Raw genomic sequence first — 17,032 nt, 5'->3', positions numbered from 1 at the left:
GTAGAGTTTGTTATTTCGCGCTGCAGTTCAGATGTTGTGTGTATTTTTTTTTTTTTTTTTTTTTCAGATGTGTATAAGAGACAGGTGTTAGTAATTACATGCCTGAAGACTTTAGCTTATTAGCTGAATCTTTAGATGAACAATTTAATCGTCACTTACTGCCTTTAGAACAAGTTGAATTAACCGACGTTGGTGCAGCTATTATTACGTCAGCAGACATTAAAGCGGGTCTGCACAGAATGATTTCGGAAACAGGGTACGGAATTCCTGTTTTCTTAGTGACCGATGAAACTCCAGTTTCGGCAGAAGATTACGTTTGGTTAACGGGTGTTATTGATTTAGAAAGACAATCTATCGATTACTACTGCCGTCAAATTAATGAAGCCGTGACTAAATATGAGTGTCGTCTGCTCCCTCCTTTCTTCAAGCAATTAACGCACTACGTTGAGATGGGTAACTCGGCGTTTGACTGTCCAGGGCACCAAGGTGGTCAGTTCTTCAAAAAACACCCTGCTGGTAAACAATTCTACGATTTCTTTGGCGAAAACCTATTCCGTAGCGACTTGTGTAACGCGGACGTGGACTTAGGTGACTTACTGATCCACGAAGGTTCTGCACACCAAGCGCAAGCACACGCTGCAAAAGTATTTAACGCTGACAAAACTTACTTCGTACTTAACGGTACTTCTGCTTCAAATAAAGTGGTGTGTAATGCGCTAGTAACTGAAGGTGATTTGGTATTGTTCGACCGCAATAACCACAAGTCGAATCACCACGGCGCGTTAATCCAAGCGGGTGGTATGCCAGTTTATCTAGAAACGGCGCGTAACCCTTGGGGCTTCATTGGTGGTATGGATGAGCACTGTTTCGATGAAGAGTATATTCGTGCTCAAATCGCGAAAGTATCTCCAGAGCGTGCACGAGATGAACGTCCGTTCCGCCTGGCCATCATCCAGTTGGGGACTTACGACGGTACAATTTATAACGCTCGTTACGTCATGGATAAGATCGGCCACCTTTGTGACTACATCTTGTTTGACTCGGCATGGGTAGGCTATGAGCAGTTCATCCCTATGATGAAAGATTGTTCGCCACTGCTACTGGATCTGAAACCAGAAGATGCGGGTGTGATCGTGACCCAGTCTGTTCACAAGCAACAAGCTGGTTTCTCTCAAACGTCGCAAATCCACAAAAAAGACCGCCATATCAAAGGCCAAGCTCGTTACTGCAATCACAAACGCTTTAACAACGCGTTTATGATGCACGCATCGACATCTCCTTTCTATGCGTTGTTTGCTGCATTGGATGTGAACGCGAAGATCCACGATGGTGAAGCAGGCTTACGTTTATGGAGCGACGCAGTTAAGACAGGTATCGAAGCGCGTAAAGAAATTCTCAAAAGTTGTGAGTTAATTCGTCCGTTCATTCCAAATGAAATTGAAGGTCAACCTTGGGGCAGTTACGACACGGATGTGATCGCGACCAACAAGAAGTTCTTTATGTTCGAGCCAGATGCAAACTGGCACAAGTTTGAAGGTTATGGCGAAGGTCAATACTTTGTTGACCCATGTAAATTGTTGCTAACCACGGCAGGCATTGCCGAAGACGGCAGCTACGCAGATTTCGGTATTCCGGCAACGCTATTGGCGAACTTCCTTCGAGAAAACGGCATCATCCCTGAGAAGTGCGACTTGAACTCCATCTTGTTCCTACTCACTCCTGCCGAAGATATGGGTAAGATCCGTCACCTTGTCGCGCAAATCAACCGATTTGAAAAATTCATTCGTGATGATGCACCTCTCAGTATCGTGCTACCAGGCATCTACGAAGCGAACAAAGAGCGCTACCGTGGTTACACCATCCGTCAGCTATGTCAGGAAATGCATGACATGTACAAAGAGCTGAACGTGAAACAGCTACAAAAAGCGATGTTCCGCAGTGAATACTTCCCACAAATGGTTCACAAACCAGACGTGGCAACACGTAAATACTTCCGCGGTGAATGCGATTACCTACCACTTAAAGAGGCCGTCGGCCGCGTAGCCGCCGAAGGTGCACTGCCTTACCCTCCAGGCATTATCTGTGTGATCACTGGTGAAATCTGGACTCAACAGGTGGTGGATTACTTCTTATCTCTAGAAGAAGGCATCAACCGATTCCCAGGCTTCGCGCCAGAAATTCAAGGTGTGTACCTTGAAGATGTCGACGGTCGCACTACCGCACATTGCTATGTCCTAAAAGATTAATCTACCCGTTCGCACCACGCTCCGGCGTCGGTGCGAACCGCTTATTCGTGGAGAATAATTTATGAGTACTGAAACTAAAAAAATGTCGGTGGTGCAGTTAACCATTCTGACGTTCATCAACATGGCTGGCTCCGGTATCATTATGCTGCCAAGTAAACTGGCGCAAGTGGGCACTATTTCTGTGTTATCTTGGCTGATCACGGCAGCGGGCTCTTTGGCGTTGGCTTATGTGTTTGCAAAATGTGGTCGCTTTAGTAAACGTGACGGCGGTATGAACGGTTACGCGTCTTACGCATTCGGTAAATCGGGTGCGTTTATGGCGGGCTGGACTTACGGTTTGTCGCTCCTTATTGCGAATATTGCGATCGCGATTACCTGTGTGGGTTACGGCTCCGCATTTTTTGAAGTGACCCTATCTCCGGTCGAAACCTGTTTGTACACCATCGCCATTCTTTGGATTTGTACTTTCGCTAACTTCGGTGGTGCGAAAATCACAGGTCAAATCGGTACCTTCACGGTATGGGGTGTGATCCTACCGGTATGTTCGCTAGGTATTGTTGGTTGGTTCTGGTTTAACCCAACTATGTACATAGAAGCTTGGAACCCACACCACCTACCATTTGGTGAAGCTGTGAGTGCTTCTATTGCCATGACACTATGGGCGTTTCTTGGTCTTGAATCGGCTTGTGCGAACTCTGAAGCGGTAGAAAACCCAGAGAAGAACGTACCAATCGCAGTATTGGGCGGTACGTTGATTGCTGCGGTGGTTTACATTGTATCGACAAACATCTGTTCTGGTATCGTTGCAAATTCTGAGCTTGCCGCTTCTACCGCACCATTCTCAACCGTATGGTCTGTGATGCTTGGCTCAGCAGCAGGTAAAGCGGTTGCTGGTATGGCGGTATTGGCTTGTGCGGGTTCTCTATTAGGTTGGCAGTTCACTATCGCGTCAGTGTTCAAATCATCTTCTGATGCGGGCTTCTTCCCTAAATTGTTCTCTCAAGTGGACAAACGTGGTACGCCAATCAAAGGTATGGTGGCCATCACGGTTATCCAATCAGTGCTGTCTTTAATGACTATTTCTCCAACGCTGAACGAGCAGTTCGAAGCGCTGGTTAACCTAGCGGTAGTAACGAACGTTATTCCTTACATCCTATGTATGGGCGCAATTTTCATCATGCAGCAAGTGGCGCACGTGCCAGAGCGCGAGATGAAAACCACCAACATTATCGCTCTGATTGGTTCCCTATACAGCTTCTACGCGCTATATGGTTCCGGCTACGAAGCGATGATGTGGGGCTCAATCGTAACCTTCTTAGGCTGGAGTGCTTACGGTCTGATTGCTGCCAAGCATGAGCCTTTAGCAAATTAAAAAATAATAATGAAAGAGCCTTCCCAAACGCGGTGTGGAAGGCTCTTTGTTTTTAGGCGCTTATGCCAAGCCCAAGTCAGAACAAGGCTCTTGGGAATAAATATCCAATGATGTGAAAACTCATTTTCGACATTTGGAGGACGAAAGATGATAAGTCAACCTGTTAAAATCGGTGACGATACCGCCGTAGTCATTCCAAGCGTAATCCTGACTCAACTCGGGATAAGGGAAGGAGATACCCTAGAAATCGCACTGAATAAAGACAAAATGGAAATCAAGAAGATGGTGTTGAAAACCAGCGCTCCAACTTACTCTGAAGAAGTTAACGAGAATTGAGTTAGAGAATCTTGGTTTGTCGGATACACTACTGGTTTCGCAAAACTGGCGCTTGCCGCTGTCTTTGAACTATCGATAACAACAATAAGAGGTAAGGTACTATGCAAGGTATCCTCTCTATACAATCTCATGTTTCTTTTGGTCATGCTGGTAACAGCAGTGCCGTTTTCCCAATGCAACGCATGGGCTTCGAAGTATGGCCGATTCATACCGTTCAATTTTCTAACCACACGCAGTATCAAGAAGGTTGGACTGGGCGAGCGTTTGCGGCTGAAGACATTAGCGAATTAGTTCGTGGTCTTAGTAACATCGGTGCATTGGAAAAGTGCCAAGCGGTGTTGACGGGCTACCAAGGCAGCGCAGAGCAGTGCCTTGCGGTTGAAGAAACCGTGACGAAGGTGAAGCAAGCGAACCCGAAGGCACTTTATGTTTGCGACCCTGTGATGGGCGCGCCAGACAAAGGCTGCATTGTAGCGCCGGGTATTGCTGAAAATCTTCTGACTCGTTTGATGCCAATGGCGGACGTGATCGTGCCTAACCAGTTCGAGCTAAGCCAATTTTCAGAGATGGAAATCCACTCACTAGACGATGCGATCACCGCATGCCAACGTGCACTAGCGAAAGGTCCAAAAATAGTGCTAGTGAAGCACCTTTACTGCCTAGAGAATGGCAGCTTCAACATGTTACTGGCAACGCAAGAAGGCATTTACTTAGCGAAGCGTCCTCAGTTTGAGTTTGCCAAACAGCCTGTGGGTGTGGGTGATCTTATCTCGGCTATCTTCACCGCTGGATTATTGAAGGGGTGGTCTCCTAAGCAAGCTTTCCAACACAGCCATGACGCGTGTTACGGGGTATTAAGCGCCACTTACCATGCAGGGGAGTGGGAGCTGCAAACTATCGCGGCACAGCAAGAGTTTGTTGAGCCAAGTAAGCATTTCTCAATTGAAGAGGTGGTTCTGGCCACCGCGTAATTGAGCGCAAATAATTAGTATATAAAAAAGGGGAGCCATCATCGGCTCCCCTTTCTATTTGTTCTGTCAGTCTTACTGAGCTTTTTGCTGTTCTGATTTACAAACTGCTGCTGTGAAGACAACGTCTGTTGAACTGTTTAGTGCAGTTTCAGCAGAATCTTGAATCACGCCGATGATGAAGCCAACCGCTACAACCTGCATTGCTACGTCGTTTGAGATACCAAACAGACCACACGCAAGTGGGATAAGTAGTAGCGAGCCACCTGCAACACCTGATGCGCCACATGCAGAAACCGCAGCCACAATACTTAGCAGTAGCGCAGTCAGTAGATCAACTTCAATACCCATAGTGTGCACAGCTGCAAGCGTTAGCGTTGTGATAGTGATTGCAGCACCAGCCATGTTAATGGTCGCACCTAGTGGGATAGATACTGAGTACGTATCTTCGTCCAGTTTTAGCTTCTCACATAGTGCCATGTTTACTGGGATATTCGCCGCACTTGAACGAGTGAAGAACGCGGTTACACCACTTTCACGTAGGCAACGGAATACAAGTGGGTAAGGGTTTTGCTTAGTTTTAACGAACACGATCGCCGGGTTTACAACGAGTGCGATGATCATCATAGCGCCAAGAAGAACCGCCAGAAGGTGTGCGTAGCTTGCTAGTGCGCTAAAGCCTGTTGTTGCGAACGTTGAAGCAACCAGACCAAAGATACCAAATGGTGCAAGACGAATGATAAAGCGAACAATGTGAGACACGCTGTGGCTGAGATCTTCAAACACGGCTTTCGTTGTTGCAGATGCGTGGTGTAGCGCAAGACCCAGACCCACACCCCAAGCAAGAATGCCAATGTAGTTTGCTTCTACTAGCGCATTTACTGGGTTGTCGACCAGTTTAAACAACAGTGTGCGTAGAATTTCAGCAATACCTTGAGGCGGCGTTGCACCTTCAGCGCCGGTGACAAGCGTTAAATTGGTCGGGAAAAGGAAGCTTAGAACCACTGCTGATAGCGCCGCGAAGAACGTACCCATCAGGTACAGTACAACGATTGGACGCATGTACGTGTGCTGGTTTTTCTTTTGGTTCGCAATTGAAGCGGCAACCAAAATAAACACAAGGATTGGCGCGATCGCTTTAAGAGCACCAACAAAAAGGCTACCAATTAATCCTGCACTTTCGGCATGGCTTGGGGAAATTGTGGCGAGCAAAATACCAAAGACAATACCGACAAGGATCTGGACGACGAGGTTACCACGAGCAAATCGGGCAACGAGGCTGTTGTGTTGCATACATCATTCCTGCAATTTTATGCCAGAGCGAGCAGGGCAATAGTCCATCATTACACGGCGATAATGCCCTTGTATTGCAAGGGGTGAGCATTGCTTCTGGTCACTAAGACACATGATTATCAATTATCCTGTTTTTATAAATTCAGCCATTTTCTTGCTGAATATCACATATCTTAGCTTGGTAATATTTTGTGTCTAGTTTTAGTTTGTTTTTGGATTAAATGTTTGCTCAATGTTATTTAAATAAGATTTTTATGTTGAAAATTATCATTAGTTATGAGTAATGGTTTTTAATAAAGTTGTTAAAAAGGAGACTTTCGTCTCCTTTGATTTTATTGACAACTCAAACGTAACAAATCAGTAACTTTGTTGGCGCCTGCGCTTATCACTCATGGCATTTCGAGTGAGTTTCCCGAACTGTCGACTTTGAGCTCGTTGCTCTGCCAAAGTCGCGCCGTTAAAGGCTTGTTCTCGCAATAGTTTTTGATAGTTATTGAAACGACGAACCTCCAGTGTGCCATTTTCAATCGCAGCTTGAACTGCACAACCCGGCTCAGTTTGATGCTGGCAATCACCAAAGCGACAACGTTGAGCGAGCCCCTCAATGTCAGAAAATGCCTCACTGACGCCCAGTTCGCAGTCTGCTAGTTGAAGCTCGCGCATTCCCGGAGTATCAATCAAGATGCCGCCATCAGGTAATAGATGGATAGAGCGCGATGTGGTTGTATGTCGCCCTTTGCTATCGTCTTCACGAATATGCCCAGTCGCCTGTTCTTGCTGCCCGAGTAATGCATTCACAAGAGTTGATTTGCCAACGCCTGAAGAACCGATAAAAGCGACGGTTTGTCCTTCTTCGCACCAGCTCATGAGTTTAGAAGCACTCTCTGTTTCTAAGCCGTTGACTGTCTCTATGACTAATAGAGGGTCGAGCTTCAGTACTTGGCTTTTTAGTTCATCAATGTTGTCACACAAATCGGCTTTGGAAAGCACGATGACGGGTTCGACTTCGGCTTCATGGGCCAAGGCGAGATAGCGTTCAATACGACTTAAATTGAAGTCGTCGTTAAGGGAACAGACGATAAAAACGGTATCCACATTTGCGGCGATGAGCTGCTCTGACACTTTGCTACCTGCTGCTTTGCGGCTAAAGAGGCTCAAGCGATCCAGTAAACGAACAAATTGCTGATCGTCATTTAAGATAGCCCAGTCTCCGACGGTCATATTGGGTAGAGAGTGGTGGGCATTGAGGTGAACTTGCCCCGTTTCTGTCGCCAATAGGTAACCACTTCGGTGATGCGCAATCACACGTGCAAAGATAGTGTCGTCGTAATCGTCTAGTGTCAGTTGTTGCTGAAAAAATGGTTTCCAACCCAATCGTTTTAGTGGGTTTGAAGTTGAAATTAATGTGTCACAAAAAGTATGTGTTTGATTCATTGTTGAATTATCCCAGACGCAAAAAAGCGCCTTAATACAAATCGCATTAGGGTCTAATTCGGATAGAGTTGACCCCGGTGAAGACCGGGCAGAGAAGGGGAGTTGTGGCTATGCCACACAATTGGTGCGGTTAGGGTTACCCTTGCGATGCCCAGTTAGTGTTATTCAATACAATCATCATTTGTCCTCTTCGTTGGTTAATAAATAAGTGAATTAATTAAGCCAAGAGAGTATAGCCGCCCTTTATCTTAGAGGGTAGCTATACTGCGAAAATATTAGCTTTGTTTGTTGATGCGCTCTTCCATTATCTGCGAATACGTGTTGGCTTTTAAGCCGTATATGATTTGGACATGACGCTCATCCAGTATCACGACGCCATGTGCGCCATGATTTTTGAGTGCATTTTTATCGATGATGGACGTCGTTCTGAGGGTAAGACGTAGCCGAGTCGCGCATGCTCCAGTTTCTAGCAGGTTTTCTATCCCCCCAATGGCGTCAATGATCGTATCGACGTCTTGTTCGACATTGGGGTTGGTTTGAGTTAGGAAACTGAAAAACTGTTTCAGCACTGACTTAACTGTCATTTGAGGAGCCTTCAGTCGTCAGTTTTGAAATGGCTTCAACAATCGGTGCCGGCGAGAGTGTATGCGGTACCTTGGTGATTAACGTGCCATCCGGCTTCAAGAAGTAAAAGTAAGAGCTGTGATCAAGCGTGTATTTGAGCTCCGAGCCTTCCAATTCGGTTTTGCGGAAAATAACACCATAGTTGTGTGCCAAAGGTGTGGTTACATCAAGCGGCGCCGATAGGCCTTCAATCATTGGATGGAAGTAATGGGCATATTTCGCCGAGGCATCGGCCTCATCACGCTCTGGATCTAAAGAAATGAACATTGGGCGCAGTTGCGCTTTTTGCGCTTCATCGATCTGATTTAGGGCTCCTGCCAGCATAGCAAGCGAAGTTGGGCAAACATCTGGGCAGCGAGTAAAACCAAAATAGACGACTCGAATGCGAGGGTCATTCACATCGAAGATATTGACGGCTTGGTTATTTTCCCCAAACAATACCGTTTGTTGAGAGGTGGAACTATCCACTTGCTCTGGCTTCGTTTTCTGATTATCTAAATAGCTTTTTACGCCAAACCCGAGGGCGAAAGCAACTACGAGAAATAGGGACCAATTGCGGCTCATAATGATTCCTTATCTTTGCATTTTTATAGCAGGGTAAACGGTATTCTCTCCATCACTGAGTTCACCAACCCATGTCATGGCGTCTTGAGTGCAAACCGGCAGAATGATGTCACCTTGATATCGACCAGGAGCGACTTGCTTCAGTAAAAACTTGGGTTCTCCCATCTCCATTTCTCTTCCTGAAAGGCTTAGGACGAGTTGCTCAGCATCGCTTGTGCGCCACTCAACATTCAGAGTAGTAGGGACCAAGGGTTGAGCAGTATCTGCGTTGAGCGTCATCGTAACATTCTCTTGAACGCACGAGGCAGTAGAGAGAAAGCAATACTCATCTATCGGTTTGATCGGAGTGGATGAAGAAAAGCTTTTTAGTAACGTCGGGGCATAAAATCCCGCAACCAGTGCGGCTGAAACAGCGGCGATTTGTAACACTTTCATTAAGGTTCAGCATTTATCACTTAACATTATCTGCATCGTAGCACAGAAGCGTCATTCGCCAACTCGTGGCCTAAATAAATTGTGCGTTGTGCCTCGATGACAGAGATCAAAATAACCGCGCGGCTTAGGGGCTGTTGAATCAAGCCCATAAAGATTTTCAATTGCGATGATTTTCTCTTTGCCAACAAACAAGAACGAAGCCAATTGGCTCCGTTCTTGTTTGTTGATTCCGTATTGATTTGATACCGCAGTTACTTGTCTGAATCTGCAAATTTTTCGAGGCTCAAAACCAGCGCAATGGCAGCAAGCATCATCACAACGGCAAGCACTAACTGAGAAGGTTGTGATGTTACGTGTTCAAATTCAAATGGTGATAGGTTGTGCTGTAGCAAGGGCACTTGCTCACCCTTTGAATTGGTGCGCCAAGTGATGGTTTCTTTCCAAGGCCAAATCTTTGGTAACGTACCAATCATTAAGCCTGTCAAAAACATCAGAGTGAAATCGCGGAACTTGCGTAGTAACCACGACAATAGATGCGAAAAGGACAGCAAACCAATCACACAACCTGACAAAAACAGCGCTAATGTATCGACTTGGAAGCCTTTCACGGCGGCTAATACAGGTGCATACATCCCAATCAATAACAAGATAAAGCTGCCAGAGATGCCCGGTAAGATCATCGCGCAAATCGCGATAGCACCAGCGAACAATGTGTTAATAGCTGTTGGTTCCATGTGCAGAGGTTTAAGCACGGTGATGCTGTAAGCAAACCCGACACCAACAAGTAGAGTCACAAAGCGGATAAGATCACGTTGTTCAACCTGACGAATAATGTGATAGACCGATACCAAAATCAGACCAAAGAAAAATGACCAAAGTGGGATCGGGTGTGTGTCAAGAAGCCAAGTGATCAACTTTGCTAGCGTAGCAATGCTGGTGAAAATACCGGCAAACAGAGCGAGAAGGAAGAAACCGTTGATGTGATTAAAGGCGGCTTTAACCCCTTTTTTTCGCCAAATAGAGAAAAGTGATGGGTTAATGCGTCGAATGCTCTCAAGCAGCGTATCGTAAATGCCGGTGATAAACGCGATGGTGCCGCCTGATACGCCAGGAACAACATCTGCTGCGCCCATGGCGATTCCTTTGAAGAAAGTAATTAAGTAGTTCATTGCTCTAATGCTAAGTCGTTTCGATGGCACAGAGTATACAAACATTGTGACGAAAAAAGTATGAAATAGTGCTGTAGCTACTGGGTTTTATATCCAAGTAATTGCTTATTTTTGTTACAGGTAATGAGGTGATTCAAATACAACGATATCTTAATATTTGGTTTACATTATTGAGATGATTAACTGTACTATCAATGGCCACGTTTGTTGCATTATGCAAATGCAATTTGATAATTGAATTTGCGTTTTGCTATATTTTATATAGACAAATTCACTTTATATGAGATCCTGTGCCCAAAAATAAGTCTTTGCATTTTGGCATGATTAATGCATAATACTGCTCGACCCTTCTTAAGCCGAGGGTCACCTAGCCAACTGACGTTGTTAGTGAATACAATTTGTTCACACTAAATATAAGCCAATCGCGATTATTGCGGTTGGCTATTTTTTTATATGAACAACGTTACTTACGTGCTTTGCAAATTGCACTTCCCTCGTTCTAGACTCATAAAAAAGGGCTGACGCATCACGCCAACCCCTTGTATTTCACTTTAGGTTTTAATCTGTTTTCTTGAGCTGATCAGTACCCCATCAACTGGAGTAAATTTTCAGCTGTCACAATGGCCTCTTTACGATTGGCGATATTGAGCTTTTGGTACAAGTTGCGAATGTGAGTTTTAATCGTGGTGCCTGCCACATCAAGCTCTTGCGCGATTTGCTCATTGCTGAAACCAGAATAAATCAAACCAAGCACCTGCCACTCACGTTGAGTCAGTGGGCTTGTGCGAACCAGTTCCGGTACGTTAGGGTGGTTTACCAGCTTCTCAATGAAGTCTTCATCAAAGTGAATAGAGCGGCTGCGCTGATTGGAGGAAATATCCTTCATCAATTGTTGAGCGCGGTGGCGTTCTAGATCTCCTAACTCATGGCGTAGGCTTAACTTCTCCAGTAGCCCGCCAATGGTGGCGCCATCAATGAGGAAATTACCTACCATCCCCGTCTGGTTTGTCATCACTAACGCTTCTTTTAGCAATGCTTTTGCTTGCTCTTCGTCTTTTTGGCGAGCAGCAAACACCGCTTCGACCACTAAGTTGCGATTAGTATCTGTGATCAGGTTGGTTCGACGAGCTTCACTTTGGAGGAAATCCAATGCTGCGCGCGCTTCGGTATATTGACCTAAGTTGATGTGTGCGCGTGCAATGTTACGCCATTGCAATTGTGAAAAGTGGTTGCATGCCGATTCAGGACGAACCGCAGTGTTGAGCCATTCTTGCATTGCATCGGTGTTACCGCGCGCTTGCCAAAATAGGATCAACGATAGTGAAGCGTTTGCTGTCCAGTCTACATGGTAAGTCGACTGTTTCATCAAGTGTTGGATATGCTCAATGAATTTACCGGCTTTGTCTAGCTCGCCACGGCCAACCGCAATACGCGCCAGCATCGAGTAGCTGTGTAAGTGCTTACTTGGCGAATGGTTTTCGAGAATTTGTAGACCTCGGTAGGCACATTCCTCTGCTTCATCAAGTCGGTTCCAGCACCAAAGCACTTGTGCACGAATACGCGGCAAAAACTCGTGCAGAGGAACATGTTGAAGTTGCTGATCTTCAATCAAACGGAATGCGGAATCTTGCAGCTCAAAGGCGGCTTGTACGTAACCTTGTGCAATCAAAATCTCGCTTTGTTGTAAAATCGCCCATAACGCTTGGTGGTAAACTTGGTACTGACGAGCCAGTTTCTCGGTTTGTTGCATCATCGGTAACGCGCGGTCGAGTTTACCTAGCACGTGGTTAACTTCGCCAACAACCGAAGTTGCCACAATGCGGCTACGGTAAATCGTGTTATCAAGTTGGCTAAGTGCTAGCTCCGCTAATTCGAGTGCTTTCTCTGGCTGGTTGCTGTTGATAGCCACTTGAGCAAGCAGCGCGTTTGCTTGACCTTGATAATGAATATCTAACTCAATGTTACGCTTTTTATGCTCTTCTTCCGCTTCTTCAAGCAGGTGGCCTACTTGGTTATAACGGTGCTGACTTTGAGCCAACCAAGCTCGGAGCATCGTAAGTTTTGGGTGGCTGAACAGAAGCTCAGCATCCAACTTATTAATTGAGCTTTCCAGTGTGCTGAGCTCGCCTTGGTTAAACATCTTCCAGCCGAATTCGTTTAGAATTTCTACCACCAAGTCTTTATCGTTCGACTTTTGTGCATGGTGAATCGCTTGGTGCGGTGCTTTTTGTTGTAACCAGGCAACAGCTGCATTGCGGTGGAGATCTTTTTCTTGCTGAGGAATACGCGCTTGGCGCTCATGAGACAAAAACTCGCCAAATAAGTTATGGAATCGGAACCAGTTTTGCTCCCCTTCGAGTGGGTAGATGAATAAGCCGTAGCGGTTTAATGATTCGATCAAACCAAGCGCATCTTCGCGTTGGGTGAGGGCAAACACCAACTCATCATTGAAGTGGTCAAGCACGGAAACTTGCATCAAGAAATGACGAGTTTCGTGATCGAGTAGGTCAAATACTTCTTCGACCAGATAATCCCACAAATGCGCGTGATTGAACTGTGATACTGACTCTACGGTTTGTGCCAATGTACGGTTTTGATGTTGCGCTTGTAACGCGATCAACTGCATCGCCGATGGCCAACCTTCCACATAGGTTCTGAGGCTGTTTGCCATGTCTTCGTCGATGCCATCGGCAATACGCTGATTAAAGAAGCGAGTCGTTTCTTCGGTATCGAACGCCAACATCTCGTTGCCGATTTCGATCATTAAATCACGAACACGTAAGTTTGCAGTACCCAGAGGCGGCGCTGCACGACTTGTTACCACAACGGTGAGGTTGTCTGGCATGTGTTTTAAGAAGAAACGCATGGATTCATGGATTTCATCGTTGGTGATCAAGTGATAGTCATCTAGCACCACGTAGCACTCTTGATGAAAATCAGCCATTTCCGCGAATACTTCGCTGAATAAAGAACGTAGAGAAGAGATCTGGCGTTTTTCCGCCAGTTTTTGTGCGTTAGAGCAACTGAAGTTGGTGGCTTTGTTTAATGCTTGAAGCAGGTAATTTACAAAGCGAAAGCCATCATTGTCACTGTCGTCAATGCTGTACCAACCGACGTTTGGTTTATCGGATAGCCACTGCGCTGCCATGGTGGTTTTTCCGTAACCTGCTGGGGAGCGGAATAAAACCAATTTGTAGTAAGGCGCTTGCTGTAGTAAGTCCAACACTCGTGGGCGCACGATGGCATTGTGCAGGCGTCCTGGTCGAGTAAGCTTAGATGGAATCCACATTAGTAATTATGTCCTTATTTATGTATACCCAAGTGATTGCGACGTGATCATTTCAGTAAGGCCCCCTCGAAAGCTTCGTCTTACTGAATGATGCCATCAGCATCAAAAACTGCTTGAATGCGGTTAATGTCGCCTCTTGTTGGGGCTTGCATCCGTCTGAAAAACCATTCCATACGGTCACTTAGATATAAAAGCTAGCGAAAACTAGAAATAACTCACACCGCCTAATTCTAGTTTGTATAAAAAGCGTACAATCCTGTGAGCCGTGTGGGATGTTACGACATCAGAAATGTCCGTTACTTTGATCCACTTCCTAATTCTCAAGGGTTGATGGATTTACCATCAACTACGCCCTTTATTTGTGATTCTTGTCACTTAAATATCTTTTGTGTCGAGTGTATTAAGATCTCGTTGCACATCGATTATGAAAAATCTTTCCATGTTAACCAAGTTAATGTGACCAATATTGCAATTTTCACATCATCAGATGAGTGGGCTATAAAAAGCGTCATGAACGGGTTTTAACCTTTCTCATATTCCATTGTGATCAAAATCACTAAGAACTAGAGCAAAGTTCACTTTGTTGAGATTTGGATCACTAACCTAGCAATGGTACCCCTCTACGCCCTCAGCCCTCCTCCTTCAAAGGAGGAGAATTAGGAGGATGTTTATTCACAGAGGTAAATGCACGATGTATGGCAGATGAATTACCAAAAGACGTGAGAATTTCGTAATGAAACCTACTCAACAAAAACAATTTGACAAGAAGTCGTTCCAAGAAAGCGTAAAGAAACACCTATCTGTAACTTACGCTCACACGATTGAAAACGCAGACAGCCGCGCTTGGTACCTAGCAATGGGTCATGCACTGGCTGAGTTCACTACTCTAGATTTGCTTGCTACTGAAGAAGATCCGCGCATTAAAAGTGCGAAGAGCGTTAACTACCTTTCGCTAGAGTTCCTTATCGGTCGTTTGACGGGTAACAACCTAATCAGCATGGGTCTGTACGAACAAGTAACAGAAGCAATGGCTGAACTGGGTTACAACCTAACTGACCTGCTAGAAGAAGAACGTGACCCATCATTGGGTAACGGTGGTCTTGGTCGTCTAGCGGCATGTTTCATGGATTCATGTGCGGCACAAGAATTCCCAACCGTCGGTTACGGCTTGCACTACGAATACGGTTTGTTCAAACAGTCATTCAAAGATGGTCGCCAGCAAGAAGCACCTGACGCATGGCGTGGTGTAGAAGGCTACCCTTGGGAAATTGCTCGTCCAGAACTTGCACAAGAGATCGGTTTCTACGGTCACGTTGAAGTGGTTAACGAGAACGGTAAAGAAGTTCGCAAATGGGTTCCTGGCATGTCTGTAAGAGCCATGCCTTGGGATCTACCAATCGTGGGTTACGAATCAGACACGGTTTACCCGCTACGTCTTTGGGAATGTCAGGCAATTGCACCATTCTCGCTAGCAAGTTTTAACAACGGTGACTACTTCGAAGCGCAGCACGCACTGATCGACGCGGGCAACATCACTAAAGTGCTTTACCCGAACGACAACCACGAGAAAGGTAAAACACTGCGTCTTATGCAGCAGTACTTCCACTCAGCGGCGTCTGTACGTGACATCCTACGTCGCCACGAAGCAGCTGGCTACTCGCTAGCGGATCTACCGAAGCAAGAGACTATCCAGCTTAACGATACGCACCCAACGATTGCGATTCCTGAGCTAATGCGCATCCTGATGGACGAAAAAGGTCTAACTTGGGAAGCGGCTTGGGAAATCAGCTCTCAAACATTCGCGTACACAAACCACACGCTACTTCCAGAAGCACTAGAGACATGGTCAGAGTCGCTAATTCAGCACCTACTACCACGTCACATGGAGATCATTTACGAGATCAACCACCGCTTCTTACAAGACGTACGTGCAATGTGGCCGGGTGATGTCGCGAAACAACAGAAGCTTTCTATCATCGAAGAAGGTTTCCATCGCATGGTTCGCATGGCAAACCTATGTGTAATTGGCTCTTACGCAGTAAACGGTGTAGCGGCACTTCACTCTGAATTGGTTAAGAAAGACCTATTCCCAGAGTTCCACGAAATGTACCCAACACGTCTACACAACGTAACGAACGGTATTACGCCACGTCGTTGGTTGAAGTTCTGTAACCCTGGTCTTTCTAAGCTAATCACAGAGAAAGTCGGCCCAGAATGGCCAGCGAAACTAGAGCAACTAGAAGGCATCGCTAAGTACGCCACTGACGAGAAATTCCAGAAAGAATTCATGGCAGTGAAGAAAGAGAACAAAGAACGCCTAGCTAACTGGGTGAAAGAGAACATGGGTATTGAACTCGATACTAATGCGATCTTCGATGTTCAAATTAAGCGTCTACACGAGTACAAACGTCAGCACCTAGATTTGCTACACGTACTGTCTTTGTACCACCGTATTCTTAACGAACCAGGCTTCGAATGTGTGCCTCGCGTTGTGTTCTTCGCAGCGAAAGCCGCACCGGGTTACCACCTAGCGAAAGAAATCATTTTCGCTATTAACAAGATTGCTGAGAAAGTGAACAACGACCCTCGCATCGGCAACAAGCTGAAAGTGGTCTTCATTCCTGATTACCGCGTGAGCATGGCTGAAATTATTATTCCTGCGGCGGACGTATCACAACAAATTTCACTTGCGGGTAAAGAAGCATCAGGTACTGGTAACATGAAGATGGCGCTTAACGGTGCCCTAACGATCGGTACGATGGATGGTGCTAACGTTGAGATTCGTGAAGAAGTAGGCGATGAGAACATCTACATCTTCGGTCTAGACGTTGAAGGTGTGAAAGCGCTGAAAGCTCAAGGTTACAACCCATTTGATTACTACAATGCGGATCACCTACTCAAAGCGTCTATGGACCTACTACTGGGTGAAGAATTCACTCCAGGTCAACCAGGCTTACTGCGTGCAACGTACGACAGCCTACTAGATGGTGGTGACCCGTACTTATGTCTTGCGGACTTCGCATCTTACGTGAAAGCGCACGAAGACATGAGCGAACAATACAAAGACCAAGCTGGCTGGGCGAAGAAAGCCATTCTTAATACCGCCCTTGTCGGCAAGTTCACCTCAGATCGCTCAATTCGCGACTATGTGAACAACATCTGGAAACTAAAAGCGGTTCACCGTTAATAGAACAGAGTTAAGACCAAGGTAGCCAAGCGCTACCTTTGGTCATTTTCCAAAAGAAGTTATTGATAACAATAAAACCCTACATGGAAGGTGTTGGTATTACCTTCGGAGAAAG

12 protein-coding genes are annotated in these 17,032 nt (G+C 45.8%); 5 read left to right on the top strand and 7 right to left on the bottom strand.

Going from position 1 to position 17,032, the window contains the following annotated elements; translation table 11 throughout:
- Positions 1-98 precede the first annotated feature (98 nt).
- From speF to pdxY, 4 genes are all read left to right on the top strand, one after another.
- The gene (speF, locus tag EX191_RS11875) at positions 99-2,246 is read left to right on the top strand and encodes an ornithine decarboxylase SpeF (protein ID WP_193447815.1); all 2,148 of its coding nucleotides are present in this window, start codon (positions 99-101) and stop codon (positions 2,244-2,246) included.
- Between the two features lie 61 nt (positions 2,247-2,307).
- Positions 2,308-3,618, top strand: coding sequence for a putrescine-ornithine antiporter (gene potE, locus EX191_RS11870; protein ID WP_005396773.1), 1,311 nt, complete (start codon positions 2,308-2,310; stop codon positions 3,616-3,618).
- A gap of 147 nt (positions 3,619-3,765) precedes the next feature.
- Positions 3,766-3,954: an AbrB/MazE/SpoVT family DNA-binding domain-containing protein gene (locus EX191_RS11865; RefSeq protein ID WP_005396772.1), complete on the top strand. Its 189-nt coding sequence runs from the start codon at positions 3,766-3,768 to the stop codon at positions 3,952-3,954.
- A 101-nt stretch (positions 3,955-4,055) separates the two neighbouring features.
- Positions 4,056-4,925, top strand: coding sequence for a pyridoxal kinase PdxY (gene pdxY, locus EX191_RS11860; RefSeq protein WP_104973150.1), 870 nt, complete (start codon positions 4,056-4,058; stop codon positions 4,923-4,925).
- A gap of 72 nt (positions 4,926-4,997) precedes the next feature.
- Here pdxY and sstT read toward each other — a convergent pair whose 3' ends face one another.
- The 7 genes from sstT to malT form a co-directional block, all read right to left on the bottom strand.
- Positions 4,998-6,215: a serine/threonine transporter SstT gene (sstT, locus tag EX191_RS11855; protein WP_005396770.1), complete on the bottom strand. Its 1,218-nt coding sequence runs from the start codon at positions 6,213-6,215 to the stop codon at positions 4,998-5,000.
- Between the two features lie 357 nt (positions 6,216-6,572).
- Positions 6,573-7,649: a ribosome small subunit-dependent GTPase A gene (rsgA, locus tag EX191_RS11850; protein WP_193447814.1), complete on the bottom strand. Its 1,077-nt coding sequence runs from the start codon at positions 7,647-7,649 to the stop codon at positions 6,573-6,575.
- A gap of 275 nt (positions 7,650-7,924) precedes the next feature.
- A complete protein-coding gene (locus EX191_RS11845; protein WP_046875700.1) occupies positions 7,925-8,233 on the bottom strand; it encodes a PTS sugar transporter subunit IIB in 309 nt (102 codons plus the stop codon).
- A complete protein-coding gene (locus tag EX191_RS11840) occupies positions 8,223-8,837 on the bottom strand; it encodes an SCO family protein (RefSeq protein ID WP_006740812.1) in 615 nt (204 codons plus the stop codon). The genes EX191_RS11845 and EX191_RS11840 overlap by 11 nt, the downstream gene beginning before the upstream one ends.
- A gap of 9 nt (positions 8,838-8,846) precedes the next feature.
- Positions 8,847-9,272 (bottom strand): hypothetical protein, encoded by a 426-nt coding sequence (locus tag EX191_RS11835; RefSeq protein WP_047009646.1) that lies wholly within the window; start codon positions 9,270-9,272, stop codon positions 8,847-8,849.
- Positions 9,273-9,523: 251 nt separating this feature from the next.
- Entirely contained in the window at positions 9,524-10,441 is a 918-nt protein-coding gene (locus EX191_RS11830) for a polyprenyl-phosphate transporter (RefSeq protein WP_193447813.1), read from the bottom strand.
- Positions 10,442-11,021: 580 nt separating this feature from the next.
- A complete protein-coding gene (malT, locus tag EX191_RS11825; protein ID WP_193447812.1) occupies positions 11,022-13,730 on the bottom strand; it encodes an HTH-type transcriptional regulator MalT in 2,709 nt (902 codons plus the stop codon).
- Positions 13,731-14,463: 733 nt separating this feature from the next.
- Here malT and EX191_RS11820 point away from each other — a divergent pair.
- Positions 14,464-16,917: a glycogen/starch/alpha-glucan phosphorylase gene (locus EX191_RS11820; RefSeq protein ID WP_193447811.1), complete on the top strand. Its 2,454-nt coding sequence runs from the start codon at positions 14,464-14,466 to the stop codon at positions 16,915-16,917.
- The last annotated feature ends 115 nt before the right edge of the window (positions 16,918-17,032 follow it).

This window comes from Vibrio chemaguriensis, from assembly GCF_012275705.1.
Taxonomy (GTDB): Bacteria; Pseudomonadota; Gammaproteobacteria; order Enterobacterales; family Vibrionaceae; genus Vibrio; species Vibrio diabolicus.
Note: the sequence above shows the minus strand (reverse complement) of the source record. Positions and strands in the feature narration are given on the sequence as shown.

Excerpts from the sequence above, each read along its gene's own strand:
- speF (WP_193447815.1), top strand. The coding sequence starts at position 99 with ATGCCTGAAGACTTTAGCTTATTAGCTGAATCTTTAGATGAACAATTT.
- potE (WP_005396773.1), top strand. The coding sequence starts at position 2,308 with ATGAGTACTGAAACTAAAAAAATGTCGGTGGTGCAGTTAACCATTCTG.
- EX191_RS11865 (WP_005396772.1), top strand. The coding sequence starts at position 3,766 with ATGATAAGTCAACCTGTTAAAATCGGTGACGATACCGCCGTAGTCATT.
- pdxY (WP_104973150.1), top strand. The coding sequence starts at position 4,056 with ATGCAAGGTATCCTCTCTATACAATCTCATGTTTCTTTTGGTCATGCT.
- sstT (WP_005396770.1), bottom strand. The coding sequence starts at position 6,215 with ATGCAACACAACAGCCTCGTTGCCCGATTTGCTCGTGGTAACCTCGTC.
- rsgA (WP_193447814.1), bottom strand. The coding sequence starts at position 7,649 with ATGAATCAAACACATACTTTTTGTGACACATTAATTTCAACTTCAAAC.
- EX191_RS11845 (WP_046875700.1), bottom strand. The coding sequence starts at position 8,233 with ATGACAGTTAAGTCAGTGCTGAAACAGTTTTTCAGTTTCCTAACTCAA.
- EX191_RS11840 (WP_006740812.1), bottom strand. The coding sequence starts at position 8,837 with ATGAGCCGCAATTGGTCCCTATTTCTCGTAGTTGCTTTCGCCCTCGGG.
- EX191_RS11835 (WP_047009646.1), bottom strand. The coding sequence starts at position 9,272 with ATGAAAGTGTTACAAATCGCCGCTGTTTCAGCCGCACTGGTTGCGGGA.
- EX191_RS11830 (WP_193447813.1), bottom strand. The coding sequence starts at position 10,441 with ATGAACTACTTAATTACTTTCTTCAAAGGAATCGCCATGGGCGCAGCA.
- malT (WP_193447812.1), bottom strand. The coding sequence starts at position 13,730 with ATGTGGATTCCATCTAAGCTTACTCGACCAGGACGCCTGCACAATGCC.
- EX191_RS11820 (WP_193447811.1), top strand. The coding sequence starts at position 14,464 with ATGAAACCTACTCAACAAAAACAATTTGACAAGAAGTCGTTCCAAGAA.